Annotated in this window: 20 protein-coding genes; 11 read left to right on the top strand and 9 right to left on the bottom strand. The window is 30.1% G+C overall.

Going from position 1 to position 24,175, the window contains the following annotated elements; translation table 11 throughout:
• Positions 1-19: 19 nt before the first annotated feature.
• The 7 genes from BTO07_RS02770 to BTO07_RS02740 all read left to right on the top strand — a co-directional run bounded on the left by BTO07_RS02770 (position 20) and on the right by BTO07_RS02740 (position 8,789).
• On the top strand, positions 20-733 hold the full coding sequence (locus tag BTO07_RS02770; RefSeq protein ID WP_232457076.1) for an arylesterase: 714 nt from the start codon (positions 20-22) through the stop codon (positions 731-733).
• Between the two features lie 2,872 nt (positions 734-3,605).
• Positions 3,606-3,770, top strand: a complete 165-nt coding sequence (locus BTO07_RS17255; protein WP_157663370.1) for a Lacal_2735 family protein — start codon at positions 3,606-3,608, stop codon at positions 3,768-3,770.
• A 1-nt stretch (position 3,771) separates the two neighbouring features.
• Complete coding sequence (locus BTO07_RS02765) at positions 3,772-4,176, top strand: DUF2452 domain-containing protein (RefSeq protein ID WP_087519778.1); 405 nt, start codon at positions 3,772-3,774, stop codon at positions 4,174-4,176.
• 523 nt (positions 4,177-4,699) lie between these two features.
• Positions 4,700-5,815 carry an FAD-binding domain-containing protein gene (locus tag BTO07_RS02755; protein ID WP_087519776.1) on the top strand — a complete coding sequence of 372 codons (1,116 nt, stop codon included), beginning with the start codon at positions 4,700-4,702 and terminating at the stop codon, positions 5,813-5,815.
• Positions 5,812-7,272, top strand: a complete 1,461-nt coding sequence (locus BTO07_RS02750; RefSeq protein ID WP_087519775.1) for a cryptochrome/deoxyribodipyrimidine photo-lyase family protein — start codon at positions 5,812-5,814, stop codon at positions 7,270-7,272. Before BTO07_RS02755 ends, BTO07_RS02750 begins: the two co-directional genes overlap by 4 nt.
• The gene (locus BTO07_RS02745) at positions 7,269-7,400 is read left to right on the top strand and encodes a DUF2256 domain-containing protein (protein WP_087519774.1); all 132 of its coding nucleotides are present in this window, start codon (positions 7,269-7,271) and stop codon (positions 7,398-7,400) included. The genes BTO07_RS02750 and BTO07_RS02745 overlap by 4 nt, the downstream gene beginning before the upstream one ends.
• Positions 7,401-8,789: a cryptochrome/photolyase family protein gene (locus tag BTO07_RS02740; RefSeq protein WP_335682125.1), complete on the top strand. Its 1,389-nt coding sequence runs from the start codon at positions 7,401-7,403 to the stop codon at positions 8,787-8,789.
• Between the two features lie 224 nt (positions 8,790-9,013).
• Here the strand turns inward: BTO07_RS02740 and BTO07_RS02735 are convergent, their stop codons facing one another.
• Genes BTO07_RS02735 through BTO07_RS02725 form a run of 3 tightly spaced genes read right to left on the bottom strand, consistent with a single transcriptional unit; the run spans position 9,014 to position 11,441 of the window.
• The gene (locus BTO07_RS02735; protein ID WP_198342501.1) at positions 9,014-9,424 is read right to left on the bottom strand and encodes a response regulator; all 411 of its coding nucleotides are present in this window, start codon (positions 9,422-9,424) and stop codon (positions 9,014-9,016) included.
• 4 nt (positions 9,425-9,428) lie between these two features.
• The gene (locus BTO07_RS02730; protein WP_087519772.1) at positions 9,429-10,616 is read right to left on the bottom strand and encodes a PAS domain-containing sensor histidine kinase; all 1,188 of its coding nucleotides are present in this window, start codon (positions 10,614-10,616) and stop codon (positions 9,429-9,431) included.
• A gap of 27 nt (positions 10,617-10,643) precedes the next feature.
• Entirely contained in the window at positions 10,644-11,441 is a 798-nt protein-coding gene (locus BTO07_RS02725; RefSeq protein ID WP_087519771.1) for an alpha/beta fold hydrolase, read from the bottom strand.
• A gap of 414 nt (positions 11,442-11,855) precedes the next feature.
• Between BTO07_RS02725 and hxpB the strand changes: the two genes are divergently transcribed.
• Positions 11,856-12,503, top strand: a complete 648-nt coding sequence (hxpB, locus tag BTO07_RS02720; RefSeq protein ID WP_087519770.1) for a hexitol phosphatase HxpB — start codon at positions 11,856-11,858, stop codon at positions 12,501-12,503.
• Between the two features lie 104 nt (positions 12,504-12,607).
• Positions 12,608-13,051: a TlpA family protein disulfide reductase gene (locus BTO07_RS02715; RefSeq protein WP_087519769.1), complete on the top strand. Its 444-nt coding sequence runs from the start codon at positions 12,608-12,610 to the stop codon at positions 13,049-13,051.
• 541 nt (positions 13,052-13,592) lie between these two features.
• Here the strand turns inward: BTO07_RS02715 and BTO07_RS02710 are convergent.
• The 5 genes from BTO07_RS02710 to BTO07_RS02690 all read right to left on the bottom strand — a co-directional run bounded on the left by BTO07_RS02710 (position 13,593) and on the right by BTO07_RS02690 (position 21,983).
• Entirely contained in the window at positions 13,593-16,505 is a 2,913-nt protein-coding gene (locus tag BTO07_RS02710; protein ID WP_087519768.1) for a DEAD/DEAH box helicase, read from the bottom strand.
• A 1,048-nt stretch (positions 16,506-17,553) separates the two neighbouring features.
• Positions 17,554-18,693, bottom strand: a complete 1,140-nt coding sequence (locus tag BTO07_RS02705) for an MFS transporter (RefSeq protein ID WP_087519767.1) — start codon at positions 18,691-18,693, stop codon at positions 17,554-17,556.
• 90 nt (positions 18,694-18,783) lie between these two features.
• On the bottom strand, positions 18,784-20,001 hold the full coding sequence (locus tag BTO07_RS02700) for an ABC transporter permease (protein WP_087519766.1): 1,218 nt from the start codon (positions 19,999-20,001) through the stop codon (positions 18,784-18,786).
• 9 nt (positions 20,002-20,010) lie between these two features.
• A complete protein-coding gene (locus tag BTO07_RS02695) occupies positions 20,011-20,754 on the bottom strand; it encodes an ABC transporter ATP-binding protein (protein ID WP_087522530.1) in 744 nt (247 codons plus the stop codon).
• A gap of 8 nt (positions 20,755-20,762) precedes the next feature.
• Positions 20,763-21,983 (bottom strand): efflux RND transporter periplasmic adaptor subunit, encoded by a 1,221-nt coding sequence (locus tag BTO07_RS02690; RefSeq protein ID WP_087519765.1) that lies wholly within the window; start codon positions 21,981-21,983, stop codon positions 20,763-20,765.
• A gap of 272 nt (positions 21,984-22,255) precedes the next feature.
• Here BTO07_RS02690 and BTO07_RS02685 point away from each other — a divergent pair, with 272 nt between their 5' ends.
• Positions 22,256-22,795, top strand: a complete 540-nt coding sequence (locus BTO07_RS02685) for a dihydrofolate reductase family protein (RefSeq protein ID WP_087519764.1) — start codon at positions 22,256-22,258, stop codon at positions 22,793-22,795.
• 101 nt (positions 22,796-22,896) lie between these two features.
• Here the strand turns inward: BTO07_RS02685 and BTO07_RS02680 are convergent, their stop codons facing one another.
• Positions 22,897-23,571, bottom strand: a complete 675-nt coding sequence (locus BTO07_RS02680; protein ID WP_087519763.1) for an NAD(P)H-dependent oxidoreductase — start codon at positions 23,569-23,571, stop codon at positions 22,897-22,899.
• Between the two features lie 253 nt (positions 23,572-23,824).
• Between BTO07_RS02680 and BTO07_RS02675 the strand changes: the two genes are divergently transcribed.
• The gene (locus tag BTO07_RS02675; protein WP_087519762.1) at positions 23,825-24,169 is read left to right on the top strand and encodes a winged helix-turn-helix transcriptional regulator; all 345 of its coding nucleotides are present in this window, start codon (positions 23,825-23,827) and stop codon (positions 24,167-24,169) included.
• Positions 24,170-24,175: the final 6 nt, after the last annotated feature.

Here is a 24,175-nt window from a genome sequence, read left to right as displayed (position 1 = left end):
GAAAAATAATCATTTGAAGATGAATATCCACAATCAAACCAAAACAATTTTCTTAAAATTCTGTTATTTTTCTTTAGCAATGCTGTTATTTTCTTGTAAAGCGGATACTCCTAAAAAAGAAACACCATTAGAAATAAATAATAATACGATTGAAATTGAGAAAACTAAAAAAAATACCACTAAAAAAATTATATTTTTTGGCGATAGTTTAACTGCTGGTTATGGTCTAGATGATGTGGAGAACGCATTCCCAGGAATCATACAAAGAAATATAGATTCTCTTAAACTGAATTATACAGTGGTAAATTCTGGTGTTAGTGGAGAAACTTCTTCTGGTGGAAAAAATAGAATTGATTGGGTTTTAAATGAAAAACCTGCTGTTTTTGTTTTAGAGTTAGGTGCAAATGATGGTTTAAGAGGTGTGCCTTTAGTAGCAACTAAAAAAAATCTACAATTTATAATTGATGCTGTAAAAACTAAATATCCTACAACCAAAATTGTTTTAGCAGGAATGCAAATTCCACCCAATATGGGGCAAGAATATACTGCCGAATTTAAAAGTATATTTCCTGATTTAGCTCAAAAAAATGAGATTGTGTTAGTTCCTTTTTTACTAGAAAATGTGGGTGGTATTACGGGTTTAAATCAATCTGATGGGATTCATCCAACAAAAGAAGGTCATTCAATTTTGGCTAAAAATGTTTGGTCTATTTTAGCTCCGTTATTATATTAATATCTTTATAATTATTAGAATATAATCAATAATATAAATGTCATTACGAGGATGATAGGACGTGGTAATCTGTTTGTTGGTTAGTTTTAAATTATGAGATTGCTTTAATCATTCTTACTTTAATGTTTTATTATTTGTTCTTTTCCATTGATGAAAAGAACCAAAAATCTAGACTTCCTATAATTTCATTGAATTCTACAAGAAATTCCACTTACGTGTCCAGACCGTTGCACTCTTTGGACACTTTCCATTCCATAAAAATTGAATTCCAGCAAAAACTAAAAGTATGTCGGGGTGGTGATTCGTTGTTAATTTATGAGCTTGCTTTTATCGTTGCTCTTTCTCAATAACAAAATATAAATGTCATTACGAGGACGTTAGGACTTGGTAATCTGTTTGTTGGTTAGTTTTAAATTATGAGATTGCTTTAATCATTCTTACTTTAATGTTTTATTATTTGTTCTTTTCCATTGATGAAAAGAACCAAAAATCTAGACTTATTTTAGTTTTCTTGAATTCTACTTTTTATTGCATTATCGTGTCCAGACCGTTGCACTCTTTGGACACTTGCCATTCCATAAAAATTGAATTTCTACAAAAACTAAAAGTATGTCGGGGTGGTGATTCGTTGTTAATTTATGAGCTTGCTTTTATCGTTGCTCTTTCTCAACAACAAAATATAAATGTCATTACGAGAACGTTAGGACGTGGTAATCTGTTTGTTGGTTAGTTTTAAATTATGAGATTGCTTTAATCATTCTTACTTTAATGTTTTATTATTTGTTCTTTTCCATTGATGAAAAGAATCAAAAATCTAGACTTCCTATAATTTTATTGAATTCTACAAGAAATTCCACTATCGTGTCCAGACTTTTTATTTGGTTCCCCAATCGAGTTGAGAACAAGCTTTGGACACTTAGCCGTTTCATTCCTTTTGAATTCTAGCTGAAATTATAGTATGTCGAGTGAGATTCGTGATTAATTGATGAGATTGCTTTTATCGTTGCTTTTTCTCAATAATAAAATTAATGTCATTAAGAGAACGATAGGACGTGGTAATCTGTTTGTTGGTTAGTTTTAAATTATGAGATTGCTTTAATCATTCTTACTTTAATGTTTTATTATTTGTTCTTTTCCATTGATGAAAAGAATGAAAAATCTAGACTTCCTATAATTTCATTGAATTCTACAAGAAACTCCACTATCGTGTCCAGACCGTTGCACTCTTTGGACACTTGCCATTCCATAAAAATTGAATTTCTACAAAAACTAAAAGTATGTCGGGGTGGTGATTCGTTGTTAATTTATGAGCTTGCTTTTATCGTTGCTCTTTCTCAACAACAAAATATAAATGTCATTACGAGAACGTTAGGACGTGGTAATCTGTTTGTTGGTTAGTTTTAAATTATGAGATTGCTTTAATCATTCTTACTTTAATGTTTTATTATTTGTTCTTTTCCATTGATGAAAAGAACCAAAAATCTAGACTTCCTATAATTTCATTGAATTCTACAAGAAATTCCACTATCGTGTCCAGACTTTTTATTTGGTTCCCCAATCGAGTTGAGAACAAGCTTTGGACACTAAGCCGTTTCATTCCTTTTGAATTCTAGCTGAAATTATAGTATGTCGAGTGAGATTCGTGATTAATTGATGAGCTTGCTTTTATCGTTGCTTTTTCTCAATAATAAAATTAATGTCATTAAGAGGACAATAGGACGTGGTAATCTGTTTGTTGGTTAGTTTTAAATTATGAGATTGCTTTAATCATTCTTACTTTAATGTTTTATTATTTGTTCTTTTCCATTGATTGATACTGAAACAAGTTCAGCACATGCTTTGCATGAAATCTAGACTTCCTATAATTTCATTGAATTCTACAAGAAATTCCACTATTGTGTCCAGACTTTTTATTTGGTTCCCCAATCGAGTTGAGGACAAGCTTTGGACACTTAGCCGTTTCATTCCTTTTGAATTCTAGCTGAAATTATAGTATGTCGAATGAGATTCGTGATTAATTGATGAGATTGCTTTTATCGTTGCTCTTTCTCAATAACAAAATATAAATGTCATTACGAGGACGATAGGACGTGGTAATCTGTTTATTAGATAGTTTTAATTGATGAGATTTCTTCAATCATTCTTCTTTTGAATTTTTTAATTCTTGTTATTTTCCATTGATTGATACTGAAACAAGTTCAGCACATACTTTGCATGAAATCTAGACTTCCTATAATTTTATTGAATTCTACAAGAAATTCCACTATCGTGTCCAGACTTTTTATTTGGTTCCCCAATCGAGTTGAGAACAAGCTTTGGACACTTAGCCGTTTCATTCCTTTTGAATTCTAGCTGAAATTATAGTATGTCGAGTGAGATTCGTGATTAATTGATGAGATTGCTTTTATCGTTGCTTTTTCTCAATAATAAAATTAATGTCATTAAGAGAACGATAGGACGTGGTAATCTGTTTGTTGGTTAGTTTTAAATTATGAGATTGCTTTAATCATTCTTACTTTAATGTTTTATTATTTGTTCTTTTCCATTGATGAAAAGAACCAAAAATCTAGACTTCCTATAATTTCATTGAATTCTACAAGAAGCTCCACTATCGTGTCCAGACCGTTGCAATCTTTGGACACTTGCCATTCCATAAAAGTTGAATTACTACAAAAACTAAAAGTATGTCGGGGTGTTGATTCGTTGTTAATTGATGAGCTTGTCGAAGAATTATGTGCTAATGTATTTGATCTATTAAATGGCTACAAAGTCCTTTTTAAGTGCTTTTGTTTAATAATAAGTAATAAACGTTAAACATTTTGTATATTTGCATACTATTATTTAATATTTAACCCTCTTAAAATTTACTATGATGTTTGGATTATTTAAAAAGAAATCAAAAAAAGACAAGTTGTACGAAGCATATAAAAAGTTAACAAAAGATGCACATAGCCTCTCTTCAACGAATAGAAAACTAAGTGATCAAAAGGTTTATGAAGCTGAAGAAATTATGAAACAAATAGAGACGTTAAAATAAAATGACAGAAGAAAAGAAACCTGATAATGTTGTTTATAATACAGAAACTCAAAAGTACGATGCATATTTAAAACCATATGCAACAAGTGTTGGAGCGCCTGTTATTACTACTACAGATACTGTTGCTTGGAAAAAAAGAAGTGTTAATAAGCTAAACCATAAAGTAAAAACGAGGTTTAAAGAAATTAAAGAACAATATGAACTCTTAATGCAAGAGTTTGAGGATAATAGATTAATAAACGAAGCTAAATTCACTTTTGAACCCATTATAGGTCAACATTATCATTTGTACGAACGTGAAAATGGCGATCATTTTTTGTCTATTATCGCACCCAACGAATGCAACTTTAATTCATTAGGAAGTTTCTATTTAAATGCAGATCAAATATGGGAAAAAGTAGTTTAGATATTTATGTAAGAAAATTACTTCCTAGAAAAAGAAATTAATATAGTACGAAATAGATGAAATCTATTTTTAATAATAATTTAATAAATAATAAAAAAATGAAAGAAATAATTTTAAAATGGTATCCTGTTATTTTAGCATTCCTATGTTTGTTATACTCTGTAGGGCTAGGGATTTTTGGTATGACATATGAGGCGCAATATTCTGCACATTGGCCAGGTACTATATTATTGTTTGCAATAGCAATTAGACAAAGAAGGACATCATGAATATATTCTTTTTAATAGTAGGTTTTATAATATTTGCCATATATATGGCATTAACAATTTGGAACATTATCTACTCAAACAAAAAACAAAGAGAAGAAAACTACCCAAATTGGAAACAAGATTAGTAAAAGAAAGACAATTAAGTGTTAAAGTAGTGTACTTACAAAACACTTAGAAAAACTAAGCCAAAATATTACTCGTTTTAAATGTATTAAACAACTTGATATTTCTGGGAATAAAATTAGCAAACGTTAATGCAAAATGATACAAATAAAAGAAACCATTTTCCAACAGAATATTATACTATATTAGATAGAATAGCTACTATAGATCCTGTTGGTTATGGCAAATCTAGAAATTATTTAGATGGTGCGGTAAGTTATTTGTCACCTTACATTTCTCGTGGTGTTATTTCTACAAAATTTGTTTATCAAGAATTATTAAAACGTGGTTTTCATTCAAGCCCAATCCTAAAATTTATTCAAGAACTGGCGTGGAGAGACTACTGGCAACAGGTTTGGATATCTAAAGGAGATGCTATAAATAAAGATTTAAAGAACATTCAAGAACCAGTTGTAACTAATGGGATTTCGGCAGTTATTAATAGAGCAAAAACAGGAATAGATGTTATAGATACTGCTATTAATCAATTTTACAAAACGGGTTATCTACATAATCACATGCGAATGTACATTGCATCTATTGCATGTAATATAGGTCAAAACCATTGGAAAATGCCTGCTCAATGGATGTATTATTATCTGCTAGATGCAGACTGGGCTAGCAATGCATTAAGCTGGCAATGGGTTGCTGGCACAAATAGTAATAAGAAGTATTACGCAAATCAAGAAAACATTAATAATTATTGTCATAGTAATCAAACAGAAACTTTTGTTGATGTATCTTATGATGATTTTGAAAGCTTACCAATACCAGAAACCTTATTTCTTTCAGAAATATTAAAATTAAGAACACCACTTCCAAAGCAAAGTGAAATAAAAATAAATACAAAACTTACAACGCTTATTTACAATTTTTATAATTTGGATCCTCTCTGGAGAAAACAATTGTCTGCAAATCGTATTCTCTTATTAGAACCATCACATTTTAAACAATATCCGGTATCTCAAAAGTCTATTGACTTTATAATTGGCCTTGCAAAAAATATAGAAAAAATTCAAATTTTTGTAGGTGAATTTAATGAACTTACAACTACGTATAATTTAGAACGTATTTATTACAAAGAGCATCCTTTAAACAATCATTATAAAGGTATCGAAGAACAAAGAGATTGGCTGTTTTCTGTGAAAGGCTACTACCCTTCTTTCTTTTCTTTTTGGAAAAAATGTAAAAAGGAAATTACATTTTGAATTCAAAAAACATAAATATAGTTTGGTTAAAACGAGACCTTAGATTACAAGATCACGAACCTTTACATAAAGCAGAACAAGCAGGTATTCCGTATCTAATTATCTATCTTTTTGAACCCAGTATTATCGAATATCCAGATACAAGTCCAAGGCATTTACAATTTGTATATCATTCTATAAAATCACTTCAAAAAGGTTTAAAAGGCTATAATCGTACTGTGGATGTATTTTATGGAGAAGCTATTGAAATCTTCAACTTTCTCAACAAAAATTATAGCATTCAACAGCTTTTTAGTTATCAAGAAAGTGGAACAAAAACGACTTGGAAACGTGATAAACGAATCAATGAACTTTGTATTAAAAACAATATTGTTTGGAGAGAAAGTCAACGCGATGGCATTATAAGAGGTCTTAAAAATAGAGATATTTGGAACAAGAGATGGCACGCTACAATGCACTCGCCTATTTTAAAAAATAACTATTCAGTTTTAGAACTAAATAAATTAGAACATCCATATATATTACCTCAACAATTAGTTTCTAAGTTAGAGAATTATCCGAAACAATATCAACCTGCAGGAGAAGAAAATGCGTGGCGTTATCTTAACTCTTTCACTCAAAAAAGAGGATTTAATTACCATAGACATATTTCTAAACCTACAGAAAGCAGAATAGCTTGTAGTCGATTATCTCCTTATTTTGCTTGGGGAAATATAAGTATTAAGCAAGTTTTTCAGTTTGTAGGTACACATCCTAATGGAACTGCTAACAATCGTGCTTTTTCTGGAATGCTCACACGTTTGCATTGGCATTGTCATTTTATTCAAAAATTTGAAGTAGAATGTACGTATGAAACACATTGTGTAAACAAGGGATATGAATTGTTAGCACATAAAAAGAACGAGGCATTTATTAAAGCTTGGAAAACAGGACAAACAGGGTATCCGCTAATAGATGCGTGTATGCGTGCTGTTGAACAAACTGGTTGGATTAATTTTAGAATGCGTGCCATGGTGGTTTCTTTTTTAACCTTAAATCTAGATCAAGATTGGCGCGATGGTGCATATCATTTAGCTTGTCAATTTTTAGATTACGAACCAGGTATTCATTATCCGCAATTTCAAATGCAAGCAGGAACAACGGGTATTAATACTGTACGACTTTACAATCCTGTAAAAAACTCAGAAGAACATGACCCTAAAGGTGTATTCATTAAAAAATGGATTCCTGAATTAGAAAATGTTCCGGAAGCATACATACATGAACCTTGGACAATGAGTATTATGGAGCAAACCTTTTGTGGTGTTACTATAGGTGAAGATTATCCGTTGCCAATAGTAGATCTTAAAGCAAGTGCTAAATTAGCAAGAGATAAAATTTGGGGACATAAAAAGCATCCAGCAGTTACTGCTGAAAAAAATAGAATTTTAGCAACACACGTAAATAAAAGACGATGAAAAAACAGCATTTACCAGAAAAAATATGTCAGGTTTGCGACAAACCTTTTACTTGGCGTAAAAAATGGGAAAAGAATTGGGAAAATGTAAAATATTGTAGTGAACGTTGTCGAAGAAATAAAGCCTAAATGAAAACAGTAAATCTAATTTTTCCGCACCAACTTTTTGAAGCTTCTCCGCTTTTAGAGAATGGTTTTCCTGTTTATATTATTGAAGAATTTCTATTTTTTAAGCAATTCAACTTTCATAAACAGAAAATAGCCTATCATAGAGCAACAATGAAACATTACGAAGCTTTTTTAGTTTCTAAAAAGATTGAAGTTACTTATGTAGAATCATTAGAAAGTATTTCTGATATCCGAGAATTGATTCCGTTTCTAAAATCAAAAGGGATTACCAATATTAACTATATAGACCCTGTTGATAATTGGCTTCAGAAAAGAATAGAGAAAGGTTGTACTACAAATTCTATTGATTGCACCGTTTTTGATTCTCCTTTATTTTTGAATACAAAAGAAGATTTACAACCCTTTTTTCGAAGTGATAAAAAGAAATATCACCAAACAACATTCTATAAAGACCAAAGAAATAAAAGAGATATTCTGATTGATCCAAATGGAAATCCAACTGGTGGAAAATGGACGTTTGATGCTGAAAACAGAAAAAAATATCCAGCAAAAAAGATACCTCCAGCAATTCAATTTCCTGATGTTGATTCTTTTTATAAAGAAGCTTTGAGTTATGTAAAAAAGAACTATTCTAATAACATTGGGCAACTCAGTAAAAACTCATTATACCCAACAAATTTTGAAACCAGTAAACAATGGTTTCAACAATTTTTAGAACAACGTTTTTTAGAGTTTGGAACTTATGAAGACGCTATTGTTGCAGAGAATTCTATCTTAAATCATAGTGTATTAACGCCTATGTTAAACGTTGGTTTAATCACTCCAACAGCTATTATAGCACAAAGTCTCTCTTTTGCAAAAGCGAATAATATCCCTATCAATTCATTAGAAGGTTTTGTGCGTCAAGTAATTGGTTGGCGAGAGTTTATTCGTGGTATTTATGAAAGTAGAGGAAGTGATGAACGGACACGTAATTTTTGGGGATTCACTAAAAAAATACCTAAATCTTTTTATGATGGTACAACAGGTATTTACCCAATAGATCAAACCATTAAAAAAATACTAGAAACAGGTTATTGTCATCACATAGAACGCTTAATGGTGTTGGGCAATTTTATGATGCTTTGCGAATTTGACCCAGATGAAGTTTACCGTTGGTTTATGGAACTTTTTATAGATAGCTATGATTGGGTTATGGTACCCAATGTATATGGAATGAGTCAGTTTGCAGATGGCGGATTAATGGCTACAAAACCATACATAAGTGGTAGTAATTACTTAATGAAAATGAGTAATTATAAAAAAGGCGAATGGCAAGCAATTTGGGATGGTCTTTTTTGGCGATTTATGGATACACACCGTATTTTTTTTAGAAAAACCCAAGGTTAAGTATGTTAGTTGCTATGTTTGATAAAATGCCACAAGAAAAAAGACAACAGCATATTGAAAATGCAGCAAATTATTTAGCTAAACTTTAATAATTGTTTATTCTTTTTTTTTTATGATGTTGTTTAGCTCTTTCAATATACATCTAAGAGATATTACAAAACTTTCTAGATTATTTTATTGTGCAAAATAATTGTAATCAGTATTTTACCTATTTAATTCTGATCTTAAATATACTTCTCTAAATTATCAAAAACGCCATTGATATCATCGATACTTACAGGTTTTATAAAATAATCGGAGATTTGATTTGTTTTATTTGCTCTTTCGATATCATTAGGATCTACTGAAGAACTTACCATAAAAATTAACACCTTTTTTTTAATTTTAGTTTCCATTTTTGCATATTCTTCTATAAACTGCCACCCATCCATAATTGGCATGTTATTATCTAAAAAAATGACATCAGGAATATTTTCTTCGATCGATATATTATCTGTAAGGTATTCAATAGCTTTTTCTCCATCAAAAAAAGAAAGCGTCTTGTTGGCTAATTTATATCGACTTATAATTCTAGTTAACGTAAATTGATAAATTTCATCATCATCTATAATACCTATTAAAAGGGGCTTATTCATAATTTTATATTTTTCTTAGCATTACTTTAAAGGTAGTTCCTTTTTCTACTTCACTTTCTACGTCTATAGAACCACCTATTGTTTCTATTTGAATTTTGGTCATAAAAAGTCCAACGCCTTTAGAATCTGGATGTCTATGAAACGTATTGTTGAGTTTAAAAAGGCGGTGCCTATGTTTTTTTAAATCGATTCCAAGTCCATTATCCGTAACTATAAGCGTTATTTCATTGTTATTTATTTCTGTAGACAGATGTATCTTAGCAATACGATTAGGAGATCTATATCGAATGGAATTAGACAAGAGGTTTAGTATGATACTTTCTAAATAAAGTTTAGGATATTCAATATTTGGTACTTCAGCAAAATTTGAGGTTATCACAGCGCTAGACTCCAATATTTTGCCTTCTAAAATTCCCATTGTTTTACTTAAAATCACATCAAAAATTACAGGATCGTGCTTTATATTTACATCCATCTGAATTTTTACAGACGCTATTAATTCATTTAATGTTTCTGTGAGATGCCCTATCACTATTTCGAATTTAGTAAAAAGCATTGCCTTATCATCTATATCTGTACTTTCATTGTAGAAATCCATTAACGAGTTAAGGTTACTAACAGGAGCTCTTAAATTATGAGAGGCTATATGTGTGAAGTTTGAGAGTTGTTTATTCTTATTTTCTAACTCTTGATTGAATTTTTCTAATTGTAATTTTTGTTGTAAAATTAATTCAGAACCAATTTGTAATTCTTTATTTCTAAGTGTCAATTCATTAGAGAGTTCTTCCGATTTCTTTTTGGCAATTAGAAGCTCTGTTTCATACTTTTTCCTTTGTGAGATATTGAATACTGTTGATTGTGTAAAAATGTGATGCCCTTCTTTACTTTTTATTTCGACTGAATTAATCAGAACAGGAAATTTAGTTCCGTCTTTTTTAATAAAATCAAAATTTATTTCTTCTACAGTACCCGTTAAATTTAACTTTTGAGAATAGATCGTTTGAAAGTATATTTTACCTCCAATAGAAAGAAAATCTGTAACTTTTTTTATATTGATGACCTCTTTTCTTTTATAGTTGGTAAATTCTAAAAAACGTTTGTTAGAATCAATGATGGTGCCATCTGGTAATGAGCAAAAATAACCGTAAGGAGAAGTGTTATAAAGTTCTTTATAGTCTATGTTATAATTCATTAAGATTTGTAGCTCGTTTATTAGAATTTATATTAAATAGCTTTTCATTGCTTCGATCGTTTGGTTAGGAGCACTAAGGTGTGGACAATGACCTGTTGCGTCTAATAAAACAAATTTACTATTAGAAACATGTTTATGTACATACTGCCCTACTTCTATTGATGCTATAACATCTGAGTTGCATTGTAATATAAGAGTATCTGTAGTAAGTTTATCAAGGTCACTTCTGTTATCTCCTAAGAAAGTAACTTTTGCGAAGTGCTTTGCTATTTCAGGATTGGTTTGACAAAAACTTTGTTCTAATTCTTCTGCTAGTTCTGGTTTTTCATCATTCCCCATAATAGCAGGTGCCATAGCACTAGACCAACCTAAGTAGTTAGATTCTAAAGTAGCTATAAGCTCATCAATATCATTTTGAGAAAAACCTCCATAATAATTATTATCATTAATGTATCTTGGAGATGGACCAATCATAATTAATTTTTCGAAAATAGCAGGTCTTTTTAAATTAGCAAGTACGCCTATCATTGCACTTACAGAATGTCCAACAAAAGTTAGATTCTTTAAATCTAAGGCATCACAAATTTCAACGATGTCGTCTGCATAACCATCTAGCGAACTATATTTATCAAAATCATACGCATTTTCATCAGATTTCCCTGAACCAACAAGATCAATAAGAATTATTTTGTAATCCTTTTTAAATTGGGGAGTAATAAACCGCCACATATTCTGATCGCATCCATAACCATGAACAAATAACATCGATTTGTTACCATCACCATGAATTGTTATATTATTTCTTGAAATTAATTTTTCTAACATATAAGGGGGATTTATTCTGTTAATGCCACCAAGTTTTGTGGCTTAAAGCTAAAAGTACTATTTTTTTGACTAAACTACTTGTTTATTATAATATAACCTATTTTTAATAGCTATTTGAAACATTGGTTATGAATTTATTTAATAGATAATACGATTACACACAGATTCCACTTCACACCTATTTTTGCTACTTAAAAAAGAGTGTTCTATTAATGTTACAGATGAAGATTATTTAATAAAATTTTAAAGAAACTGTAGTAACAACTTTTGTTTTTAACCAAAAGTAATGTTTATATATTCAGTGATTTCTGTATATCTTAACTGATGTTTTTTAAAATAAATAAGGCGTATTATGAACTGAAATTCTACACGATATTCAGTACCTTGGCGGAGTACTATTCTAAATTAACATCAATGGTTCTAAACACCTTTATTTTTGATATGGATGGTGTTATTATTGACTCTGAACCTTTTTGGAGACAAGCACAAATTAACATCTTATTAAAATACAATACACCGATTACTGTAGCAGATTGTATACAATATACAATGGGGAAAAGAATTGATGATGTTGCACTTACTTGGTGTCAATTACATTCGTTAAAAGTTTCTCCACAATTATTAGAGCAAGAAATTATTACTGCAGTTGCAAGTTTAATTAATGAAAAAGGGAACGCTAAAACAGGCTTGTATGAATTGTTAGATTTTTTAAAAGAAAACAACTATCAGATTGCTTTAGCTACCTCATCTAGTCCACAAATTATTAAAGCTGTTTTTAATAGATTGTCTATAGCGCATTATTTTGATGTTGTTTGTAGTGCCGATAATGAAGTTTATGGGAAACCTCATCCTGCAGTGTATTTAAAAGTTGCTAAAAAACTAGGCGTACAACCTAGTAATTGTTTGGTGCTAGAAGATAGTGTTACAGGTTTAATTGCTGCAAAAGCTGCTTCTATGAAAACAATTGTAATTCCGGAAGATAAAACAGATGCTCGGTTTTCTTTGGCAGATACTGTTTTGACTTCTATGTTAGAAGTTGTTGAATATTTAAAGGCTCATTAAATACTATTTTAAATTTAACGAGTTTATTTATTTTACACACTTTATACTACTATTATTTTACATCCTTAAATTTAAAAGCATTTATAAATCATAAATAACTAAAAATGAATAATAGAATACAATCAATATCCGTTTTAGACTTAGATGGATTTGCTGTAGATTTAATGAAAAAATATTCTGATAAAGTGCTGCTACTTATTATTTATAATAATGATTGTTTAGGTTGTACAGGACGCGCAATTCCTTTGGCTTATCAATTTCAGCAACAATATCCAGCTATTCAAGTTTTAGGTATTCATGCTAATTTTGTAAATAGAGAAGCAACAAAAGCGTCCATTAAAAGTGTTTTTACCAGTGGCGAGAATCCGTTTCCGATTTATATTGATGAACATCACCAAGTTTTTGACCAATTTAAGGCAGAAGGAACGCCTCAATGGGTTTTAATTTCAGAAAAAGGTGAATTGTTTCGATCCTTTTTTGGGTCGCAAGATAATGCTCAGAATCGTTTGTTTTATGCTATTGAGAGTCTTGTTAAGAATAATGAATAAGTATAATACTATTTCGTATTAACAAAATGTAAATGTCATTACGAGGACTTTAGGACGTGGTAATCTGTTTATTTATTCTTTTCTTTTTTCCATTGATGAAAAAAGAAACAAAAAAATCTAGACTTCCTATAATTTCATTGAATTCTACAAGAAACTCCACTATCGTGTCCAGACTTTTTATTTGGTTCCCCAATCGAGTTGAGGACAAGCTTTGGACACTTGCCGTTTCATTCCTTTTGAATTCTTACTGAAATTATAGCATGTCGGGTTGGTGATTTTAGTTTGATTAATAATTATTTTTCAGCAAACTTTTCTAGTCTACCCATCCTGCAGTATATTTAAAAGTTACTAATAAATCAGGAGTAAAACCACTAATTATTTAGTTCTTTAAGATAGTGTTATTAGTTTAATTACTGCTATAACGGCGTCTATAAAAACAATCGTAATTCCTGAAGATACAACCGCCCCTCTTTTTTTGGCTGACAAAATATTACCTTCTATGTTAAAAGTTATTGAATATTTAAAGGTTTAATAAAGAATTCTATTCATCTGCCCAAATAGTAAGGTTACATCCTGAACTACTTAGTCTGTCATGTAAAATTACTAGTAGTTTTTCTACATTTGTCATGTTATCTTTAAAAACAGCTGATTTAGAAAGACCTGGTTGAACCAAACAAACTTTATAATCCCAATCTGTAGGGATAAAATCCTCATTTAATTCATTTAATTCATCAAATTTATCATCTAGAATTCTTGAATTTTTAGTTCTATTTACTCTATTCAATAATTGTTTAATTATGAAACTAGACCTTATCCAAATACAATTTCTCATGGCTTGTTGTAATAATTCCGTTATATTACTCATATTTGCTCCTGATTTATCTGTATAAGAAAATTTGCAATGAAAAAAGTGAATGATTTTTTTCTCTACTGAAAACCATATTATATCAGCCATTTCTCCTGCACCATCATCAATAACTATAATGTCATCATCTAAATAATCCGGACTATCAGTTATTACTTTAATAGTCTTTTGTTGTACATTATAAATTTTCCCTGGCTCTGTAGGTTCTTCTGCTTCTTTCCTTATATCTGTTTCATCCCAACCGCCATCTATCGCTTTAAATAAGGTCCTATCAAATTTTTGTTCCTTAATTTTTGGCTCAAACAATGTAGAACCTCTTAAACTTTTTGCATTTTGAAATATTATTAATGGTGGATATCCATTTATAAAGTCATCAAGGCTAGTATTTATTGGATCTTTGTCAGGAATATCCATAAATATATTAATTTCTGTATCTGAGTTAACAACCCATTTTTTTTCATTATCAAAGTCAAAGTAAATTTTTGCAAGCTCATCTTTTTCTACAAATAATGAACATTCAATTTTTTTATTATTATTTGATAAATTATCAAAAATAATTTCAGGAATGAAGCTTTTGTAAACTTTATCACCTTTTGTAATAATAGCTATTGCCATTTGGAAACAAACACTATCTAATTGAATAGAAACAGGTGTATCTTCGAATTTTTCAACAGTTTTAAAATTAGCTAAATTCGACATCCTAGGAATTTTCGATTCATTATTGCCTAATTTAATTAGGGAATGAATATGTTGACACCAAATCGAAAATTCTTTAATATTTTTTCTTTTAATAGCCCATATTCGACCATTATTTACAGCAATACCTCTAGTTTCATTTTCGTCTATTCTTGATAATGCATGGCCAAAAGAAAATACAGCACCATCAGAATGTTTAACTGCAGACTCCACTTCTAGTCCCATTAACATCTTATATGTTGGATTTGATGCCCCACTTCCATAAATATTTGACATACCAACCATAAAGTACTGACCAATAGTGTTATCACTTAATCCATTTCTTATATATGATGCTGGGACAATTTCATATTTTTTTGTATCAAATAGTTTAGATTTCATATGATTTAAAATCAAATCAGAAGTCGTACTTTCAAATAAAAAATCATCAATTAAATATAAAATATGTAAATCATAATTATCTTGAAATAATGCTGAGTCTTTTCCCCAAGGCAATGTTTTCTTATGCTTTGTAATTAATATCAAAGGAGAATTAAAATTTTCTTGATGAGTAAAGACTAATTTAATTCCTGAAGGCATTTTTTTATGAAAACCTTTTTTAAATTCAAAACCAACTTTTGTCTTATAGATTTTTGTACTAAAGAATGGTTTTAAATCATCAGGAGATATACCTAATGGATTTAACTCACTTGGTTCTAAATCAGGAAATAATGGTGAGTTTGTTTTAATTTTACTAACTAAATCAGGAATTAATAAATCCCATGATTTATCAAAATAATATAGCTTCTTAACTTCTCCTTTTACATAGTTTCTATCTGCAATTAAAATTGCATTTCCTGTTTGATTTTTATGTACTCTTGAAATTCTACCAATAAATTGAATAGTTGTAGGTAAGGTTCTCGGTATATCATGTAGTACACTTATTTTCAATGTTGGTATATCTAAACCTTCACCAATCATACCTAAAGCTATTAAACTTTCTAATTCACCTTTTTTACACTTAATCAAACAATCTTCGTTTTGTTTATTTGTATTCCTACTATGTATTAAACCAACCGATACTCCTTTAGCTTCATATATTTTTTTTAATTCTTCTGCAGAATTAATCTTTCTAGTTTTGATCAATAATTGAGCATTTGGATTATTTTTTTGCTCATTTCTCAAATTTTCTATCGCAGCATTTGCTAAAAGAGAATCTTTTTCTTGACTTTTTCCATTGTTTGTATCTATATTTTTAAAGGTAACAGGTCTATATATATCATGTTCTATCGCTTCAGCTATAGGGTAGTGATAAATCAACTCACCTTTAATTCTTTTTCGATCTCTCCTAAAAGGAGTTGCTGTTAATAAAATAATTTTTGAGTCTTTAAAATCTTTAAAAGCACTTTCATAAATTTTAGCAGGTGTATGATGAGCTTCATCAATAATTATTAAATCAAATAAATCTTTTGGAGAAGCTATGTTATCTTTCATTTCAGAAGAACAACTGTGTGGTGTAGAAACAACCACATCATATGATTTTGTTGCTTTTATCCAATCATTTTCATTTTTTAAATACCCAATATGATTATTTACTTTTGGCTTTTCTTCACTATTAAAGACCCCTAAAGTTTTTAATATTTCCATTTCACTAAAAACATCAAAAATCTGTTTTCTAATAACAACTGAAGGTGTTATTATTAATACCTTTTTTGTTTTTAACTCAAAGCATAATGCTATCATTAAAGCAGTTTTACCTGACCCAGTTGGCATGCTTATTAGAGCAGGTGATTTACTCTTTGTATAATGACTTTTAACAGCCCAAACAGCTCCTAATTGGCACTTTCGAAATCCTATTTTATCCCTATCAACTTCTAAGTTGAATTGTTGTTTGTTATCAATAAAAAACGCCATTACTTATATTATTTATTTGATTCTGAAATGATATTTTTAACTTTTATTTAGAATATTCAATTAGTTAAGGGAAAGAAAAGTTTAAATATACTGAATTATACCAAGTCATTAGCTACGAATAACAATATGAAATAAAGAGAATATGCTATTACATACACATTATGCTTCTCTCCTATTTTCGTTTGGTAAAAAACGAAAAGAAAAATGAAGAGATAACCTCACTTCTATCCAAAACAAAGTATCCAATCTGTTTAAAATACAAATAGATTAATCCATTTCTCTTCTTTAGTATAAATAATCTTATTAAGTCGCAGTTTTACAGTTGTTTAAGGTGAAAACACAAGCTAATATATTCGTCTTTTTTGACACGTCCTGACACACGATGACACACGGTGACACATCCTGACCTCTCCTGACACAAGATAGCTATTTTTAGGGGGTTTTGTTCGAGTCTTGTTCGGGGTTTGTTCGGGGACGCTAGTAGTCTATTTTTGAAAAATAGGTCATTTTCCGAAGGAGACCAGAACCAAACCAAAATAAGACAGAATGAAGGCCTGTTTTTTAGTGCTGAAAATAATTATACGTGCTTTGTAGGAATAACAAGTATAGAGGTGTTTGGAACATTAATTTAGCAGATTGCTTCAATCGTTCCTCTTTGAATGTTTTTTTAATTCTTTATTCTTTTCCATTGATGAATACTGAATCAAGTTCAGCACAGGCTTCATCAAAAATCTAGACTTCCTATAATTTCATTGAATTCTACAAGAAATTCCACTATCGTGTCCAGACTTTTTATTTAGTTCCCCAATCGAGTTGAGGACAAGCTTTGGACACTTGCAGTTTCATTCCTTTTGAATTCTTACTGAAATTATAGTATGTCGGGTTGTGATTCTTTATTAACTGATGAGATTGCTTCAATCGTTCCTCTTTCGCAATGACAAAATGTAAATGTCATTACGAGGACGTTAGGACGTGGTAATCTGTTTATCGGATAGTTACAATTTATGAGATTGCTTCAATCGTTCCTCTTTAGCAATGACAGATTGTTTTAAATCTTTTTTAAATGATTGAATACACTTATTGTTAAAGGAATAAATAGAAACCCACCAATTATAAATACAATAAACGCTTTTTGCAACCCGAAAGACTCTGCTAAATACCCAATTATAGGAGGGCCTAAAAACATACCCACTGTAGAATAAGTCCCTACGATTGAAATAACGATTCCTGTAGAATACTTTTTTGCTTTACCTGCCAATATAAATGTCATAGGAAAAAGACCTGAAACACCTATTCCTACCAAACAAAAACCAATAAGTGCAGGCCAGAATTCAGGTATCATTACAGCGATTGAAACTCCACTCATTATTAAAATGGAACTTAAAAAATATAACTTTTTCATTCCAAAATAATCGATCAATTTGTCTATCGTTAATCTATAAATAGACATACAAATCATAAAAAGTAAATATCCGTACGTAAAAACTTCTTCTTTTACTACATCTTTAAAGTAAACGCCATTCCAATCATACATTCCGCCTTCACAAACAGCAGCAAGAAATACCATTAAACCTAAAAGCATAATGTATTTGTTGGGCTTCTCTAACTTAAATTTATTTCCAGCTTTCGCTTTATCATTTTTTATTAAATAAGGATATGCAATAAAAATGGTAATCAATGTAAAAATAGCAACCATCAAAAAATGCATTTGAATAGAAATGTTTAGTTTCAACATTAAGGTTGTAAATAAAACACCTATTACGCCACCAATACTCCATAAACCATGAAAAGCACCAACTATGCGTTTTTCAAATTTTTCTTGTAAAAAAATAGATTGTGTATTTATAGATATGTTTAAGATTCTTAAACTTACCGCAAATAGAAACAGCGCAAAAATAAGTAAGGGTAAACTCGTTGAAAAACCAATTAACAGAAGTGCTATAGAAAAGAATACATAGGCAAATTGTTGCGGTATTCTACTATCGTATTTTGAGACCAACCAACCAGAAAGCGGAATACCAATAATAGCACTTGCAGGCATTATCATTAGCATATTACCTAATTGCTCTTCACTAAAATTAAAATTGTCTTTTATTGTTGGAATTCTTGATGCCCAAGAAGAAAAACAAATACCTGATAATAAAAAATAAGTTGAGAGTGAAATTCGTTGTAAACTTCTTTCTTGCATTTGTAAAAATATTTGAATACAAAAATAATTCTTTTCAAGTATTGTAAGGTCTTTTAAGTTTAATTTTTAATCATTAACTATTAAAACTTTCTACTCATAACGTAAAGCATCAATAGGATTTAATCTAGCTGCTTTTCTAGCAGGAAAATAGCCAAAAACAATACCTACCAATACCGAAAAACCAAAACCTATTAAGATAGAATTTACTGCTGTTGGTATATAGAAATCAGTTGCTTTATAAATAATTTGGTTGCCAATAATACCTAATACAATACCTATAACACCACCAACTAAACTCAGTACAATCGCTTCAATTAAAAACTGGGTTAAAATATCACTTTCTCTTGCTCCGATTGCCAAACGAGTTCCTATTTCTCTTGTACGTTCTGTAACAGAAACCAACATAATATTCATAATACCAATACCACCAACAATAAGAGAAATACTTGCAATGGCACCTAATATTAACGTTAAAATACCTGTAACATTCCCTGTTATTTCTTGTAGTTCAATTTGAGTTGTCACTTCAAAATCATCCTCTTCACTTTCTAAAATACGATGCGATTCTCTTAAAAGTTCGGTTACTTCAATTTCTGCATCTACAATATGATCTTCACTTATAGCGCTTGCCATTATCATATTATAGCCTCTTCTATGTCCGTACAATCTGTTTTGTATTGTTGTATAAGGTGCAATTAACATATCATCCTGATCTTGCCCCATTGTACCTTTTCCTTCTTCTTTTAAGAGGCCAACAATAGTAAACGGTACTTTGTTAATTCTAATTTGTCGCCCTATAGGATCTTCTCCTATAAAGAGTTCTTTTTTAATGGTTTCGCCAATTACACAAACTTTACGCGCTGCTTTTACATCTTCATCAGTAAAAATATCTCCTGAAACAATTTCTCGACTTAAAATGTCGAAATAATCTGATGATACTCCATAAATTGTGGTCGATTTATTTCCTTGCGGACCAATAGCTCTTACTCCATTTGCTATTAATGGTGATAATTTTAACATCCAAACCGAGTTTTTCTGTAAAATATTAAAGTCTTTTTCATCAACAGGTCTTCCCATTCTTACATCAATACCTGCTCTGTGTTCTGTTTTAGTGGTGATCATTAACAAGTTGGTGCCTAACCCAGATATTTGACTTTGTACTGCTTGCGTTGCTCCTTCTCCTGCAGAAATGGTCATAATAACAGCAGCAACACCAATAATAATACCAAGCGCTGTAAGCAAACTTCGCGTTCTATTTTTATTAATAGATTGAAAAGCGACTTTAAATGTTTTTAGTAATTGCTTCATTATATTAGGTTAAGTAGTTAACTCTAAATCTTTTAAAGCACTTTCTTTAGTACTTCTATTTTTAATTTGCTCGTCGGTTAAAACGCGACCATCTCTTAAATAAATCATCCGTTTTGCAAAATTTGCAATTTCGGGTTCGTGTGTAATCATTAAAATTGTTTTTCCTTCGTTATTTAAACGGACAAACAAATCTGCAATATCAATACTGGTTTTACTATCTAAATTACCTGTGGCTTCATCAGAAAGAATTAACGCAGGGTTGTTTACCAAAGCTCTAGCAATAGCAACACGCTGTTGTTGTCCTCCAGAAAGTTCATTCGTTTTATGGTGTATGCGATTTCCCAATCCTACTTGTTCTAATGCTTTTTTTGCGAGCTCTTTAGAATTTGTAAAACGATCTGTTCTGTCATAAACCAATGGTAATTCTACGTTTTCGAGCGCTGTTGTTCGTGATAGTAGATTATAACTTTGAAAAATGAATCCGATTTTTTGATTCCGAATATCTGCTAGTTGATTTTTATTCAAAGTATTTACAAACACTCCGTCTAAATAATACTCGCCAGAAGTAGGTTGATCCAAGCAGCCTAAAATATGTAGTAAGGTTGATTTTCCTGAACCAGAAGATCCCATAAGAGCAACAAATTCTCCTTCTTCAATAACAATATTAATGTTAGAAAGTGCATGTACTTCTATGTCCCCCGTTTTAAATACACGATTTAATTTCCTAGTTTCTATGACTTTCTTTTTTGGCATAATCATTTCTATTTTTTTGATTTAATACCATTGATTGCTTTTATACCTTCTGATACTTCAGAACCATCATAAAATCGTTTAATTTGTGATTGCAACCCTGTTTTTATACCAATTTCAATGAATTTAAAACTGATATTTCCGTTCGTATTTTTATAGAAAAAACCATCTATACTCGAGGGTAAACCTTTTTTAAACCTTGTAGGGATATATGTTTCATCATTATTAATTGCTTTTGTAAACTTTTGATAAATAGAATCTGGAAGATTTTTTTTAGCTTTTTCTTCTAAAACAGGTTTTAAATTTTTAAGCATTAATTCGTTAGGTCTAAAACGTAAGGCAGAATTATTGATAAGAAATACATTGTTTGCTTTCTGGGTAATAAACTCAAGGTTTGTTGTCATACCTGGTAATAATAAGCCATCAGTATTATCAACATTAACAACTACTTGGTAATTTACTACGTTATTAACTTGAATAGGTTGCAATCTAATTTGGCTTACAACTCCCAAAAACTCTTTCTCTGGATACGTTTGTACACTAAAACGAACCTTCATTTTATTATGAACATAACCAATATCGCTTTCATCTACATCTGCTAAGATTTGCATTTTAGAAAGATCTTCTGCAATAATAAACATTCTTGGTGTTGCAAATGAAGCTGCTACTGTTTGTCCTTCTTCTACACTTCTTTCTGTAATTGTACCACTTATTGGTGAAGTAATACGTGCAAACTGCATGGTAACCTGAATGTTATTCACATTAGCAGCAGCGGCTTTATTTGTACCTGTAGCTTGCTCATAAGTATATTTTATGTTCGAAAATTCTTGTTGTGCAATCACTCCTTTTTCAAACAATATTTTACTTCTGTCGTATTCTTCTTTTGCCTGATTTAATTGTGCTTTACTTACCGCTAAATTAGCTTGAGCACTAATTAAGTTTGTTTTTAATAATTTTAAATCCATTTCAGCTAACAGTTGTCCAGCCTTTACCTTCTCATTATAATCAACATAAATCTTTTTTATCGTTCCAGAAATTTGTGTCCCAATTTCAACCGTATTAATAGCCTCTAAAGTTCCTGTACTTGAAACGATGGATTCAATGTTTCCTTTTTTTAATGAAGTATAGGTAAATTCTATATTTTTGGTATCTAATTGTGGTTTTATAACAATAAAATAAGCTAAAATTCCTATTGCTAAAATTAACGGTATAATCCATTTTAATCTTTTCATAATTAAATACTTGACAAAATTTTATACTCTTAAATGTAGGTAGAAGAAAATTAAAAAACAATGACCTAAATCAATAATAAACAGTTAAATAAAAAAATTTTAGTGTTGTTTACGATTACACTTTCTTTCTGTTTTTATGATGTATAATCGTTGTTAACAAACTAATGTGATACAATAATTTTGTAGTATATAAAATAATCTAGTTCGCTTTCTTTTACTAATTTAGTTCCGAGATAATAAGCTTACTAAAGATTCATCAAATTTTAAAAAAAATGAACAGTAAAAACAGTGTATTTATTGCAACAAGTTTAGATGGTTATATCGCAGACAAAAATGGTGGAATTGATTGGCTTTATTCAATCCAAAATCCTACTAATGACGACATGGGATATGTAGAATTCACCAACAATATTGATGCACTTGTTATGGGACGCACAACATTTGAAACTGTCTGTGGCTTTGATGTTGATTGGCCTTATGATAAACCCGTATTTGTATTGAGTACTACTTTAAACGAAATACCTGAAAGTTATAAAGGAAAAGCCTTTTTGGTTAATGGAACATTGACAGAAATTTTAGAGCAGATTCATAAAAAAGGATATCATCGACTTTACATTGATGGAGGAACTATGATAAGAAGTTTTTTAAAAGACGATTTAATTGACGAAATGAGAATTACTACAATTCCGATTTTATTAGGTGGTGGTTCTCCTTTGTTTTCAAACCTTCCAAAAGAACTGAGTTTTGAACTTGTGAAAGCGAAAACATTTTTGAATCAATTGACACAAAATCATTACAAGCGAAAGAAATAAATTGTTTTTTTAACATTGCTACTACTATTCTATTTGAATTTTTTTATCAAAAAAAAACCACTCATAAAGAGTGGATTTTAATAAATATGAGTTGAAAAAAATTACTTCCAAGTAACGATATCTTCCATGTTTCTTCTAGATTTTTCATGTGCTGGATCTTCTTTTCTATATCCAAAAGCAACCATAAATGATAAACCATATTTATTAGTATCAATACCAAATTTATCTTTTAATAAAGCCTCTGCTTTTTCTTGATGAAATCCTTCAATAGGGCAACTATCAATGCCTGTTAATGCAGCAGCAGTCATCATATTACCTAAAGCAATGTAGGTTTGTTTCGCAGACCAATCGAATAATTTTTTATCAGTATCTAAATCAAAATCACGCTCTTGAAATTCTCTATAAAATTTAGAATACATTTCAATAACATCTTCTGGTAATTGCTTTACCTCTTTCATCATGTGCATAATGTAAGCCGCATCATGTTTTACCATGGGGGCTTTCATACTTAAACCCAATACAAAATGACTAGCAGTATCTAATTTTAAAGGCGCTCCCCAAGCTACAGGTTTTAACAACTCACGTAATTCTTTATCTTGAACAACCACAAAATGCCAAGGTTCAAAACCAAATGAACTTGGAGATAAGTTTGCCGTTTTTAAGATGAAATTAATATCCTCATCTGATACTTTTTTAGTAGCATCAAATTCTTTTGTTGCATGTCTAAAGTTGAATGCATTTATAATGTCTTCTTTTAAAATGTTTGGTGTTTTCATAATTATATATTGTTTCTCTATTATTGCTTTATAAACATACTATCAAAAGTATAGGTGCAAAAGTAGATATAGTTTTAGTTTCTTACAATAACGGTCGAAAAGTATAGTATAAAATTAATTACTTAAAATACTGAAAATGAGGTTTTTGAATATATATTTATTTACTATAAAAAGTATAGTTGTATAATTAAGTATAGTATTATACCTTTGCATTATATATAAATAATAATCGTATCATTTTTAAAACTGTATTATGTATAAATTTAAAGGAAAAGAATACCCTTGTTGCGCAAGTTTAACCATGGGTGTAATTGGTGGAAAATGGAAAACTGTTATTTTATTTCATTTGATAAATCGCACGCTTAGATACAACGAATTAAGAAAGGAAATGCCAACTGTTACAGAGCGCACTTTAAGCTTACAATTAAAGAATCTGGAAGAAGATGGAATTGTAAAAAGAAAAGTATATACCTCTAAGCCTCCTTTAAAAGTGGAATATTCGTTATCCGATTTTGGAAAAACGTTAATTCCGTTAATTAAGTCTATTGCAGACTGGGGTGTTTTTGTTGTTGAGAAAAAGGGGGGAATTGTAGTATAAAAATTA

It is taken from the genome of Polaribacter sp. SA4-12 (assembly GCF_002163675.1).
Taxonomy (GTDB): domain Bacteria; phylum Bacteroidota; class Bacteroidia; order Flavobacteriales; family Flavobacteriaceae; genus Polaribacter.
Note: the sequence above shows the minus strand (reverse complement) of the source record. Positions and strands in the feature narration are given on the sequence as shown.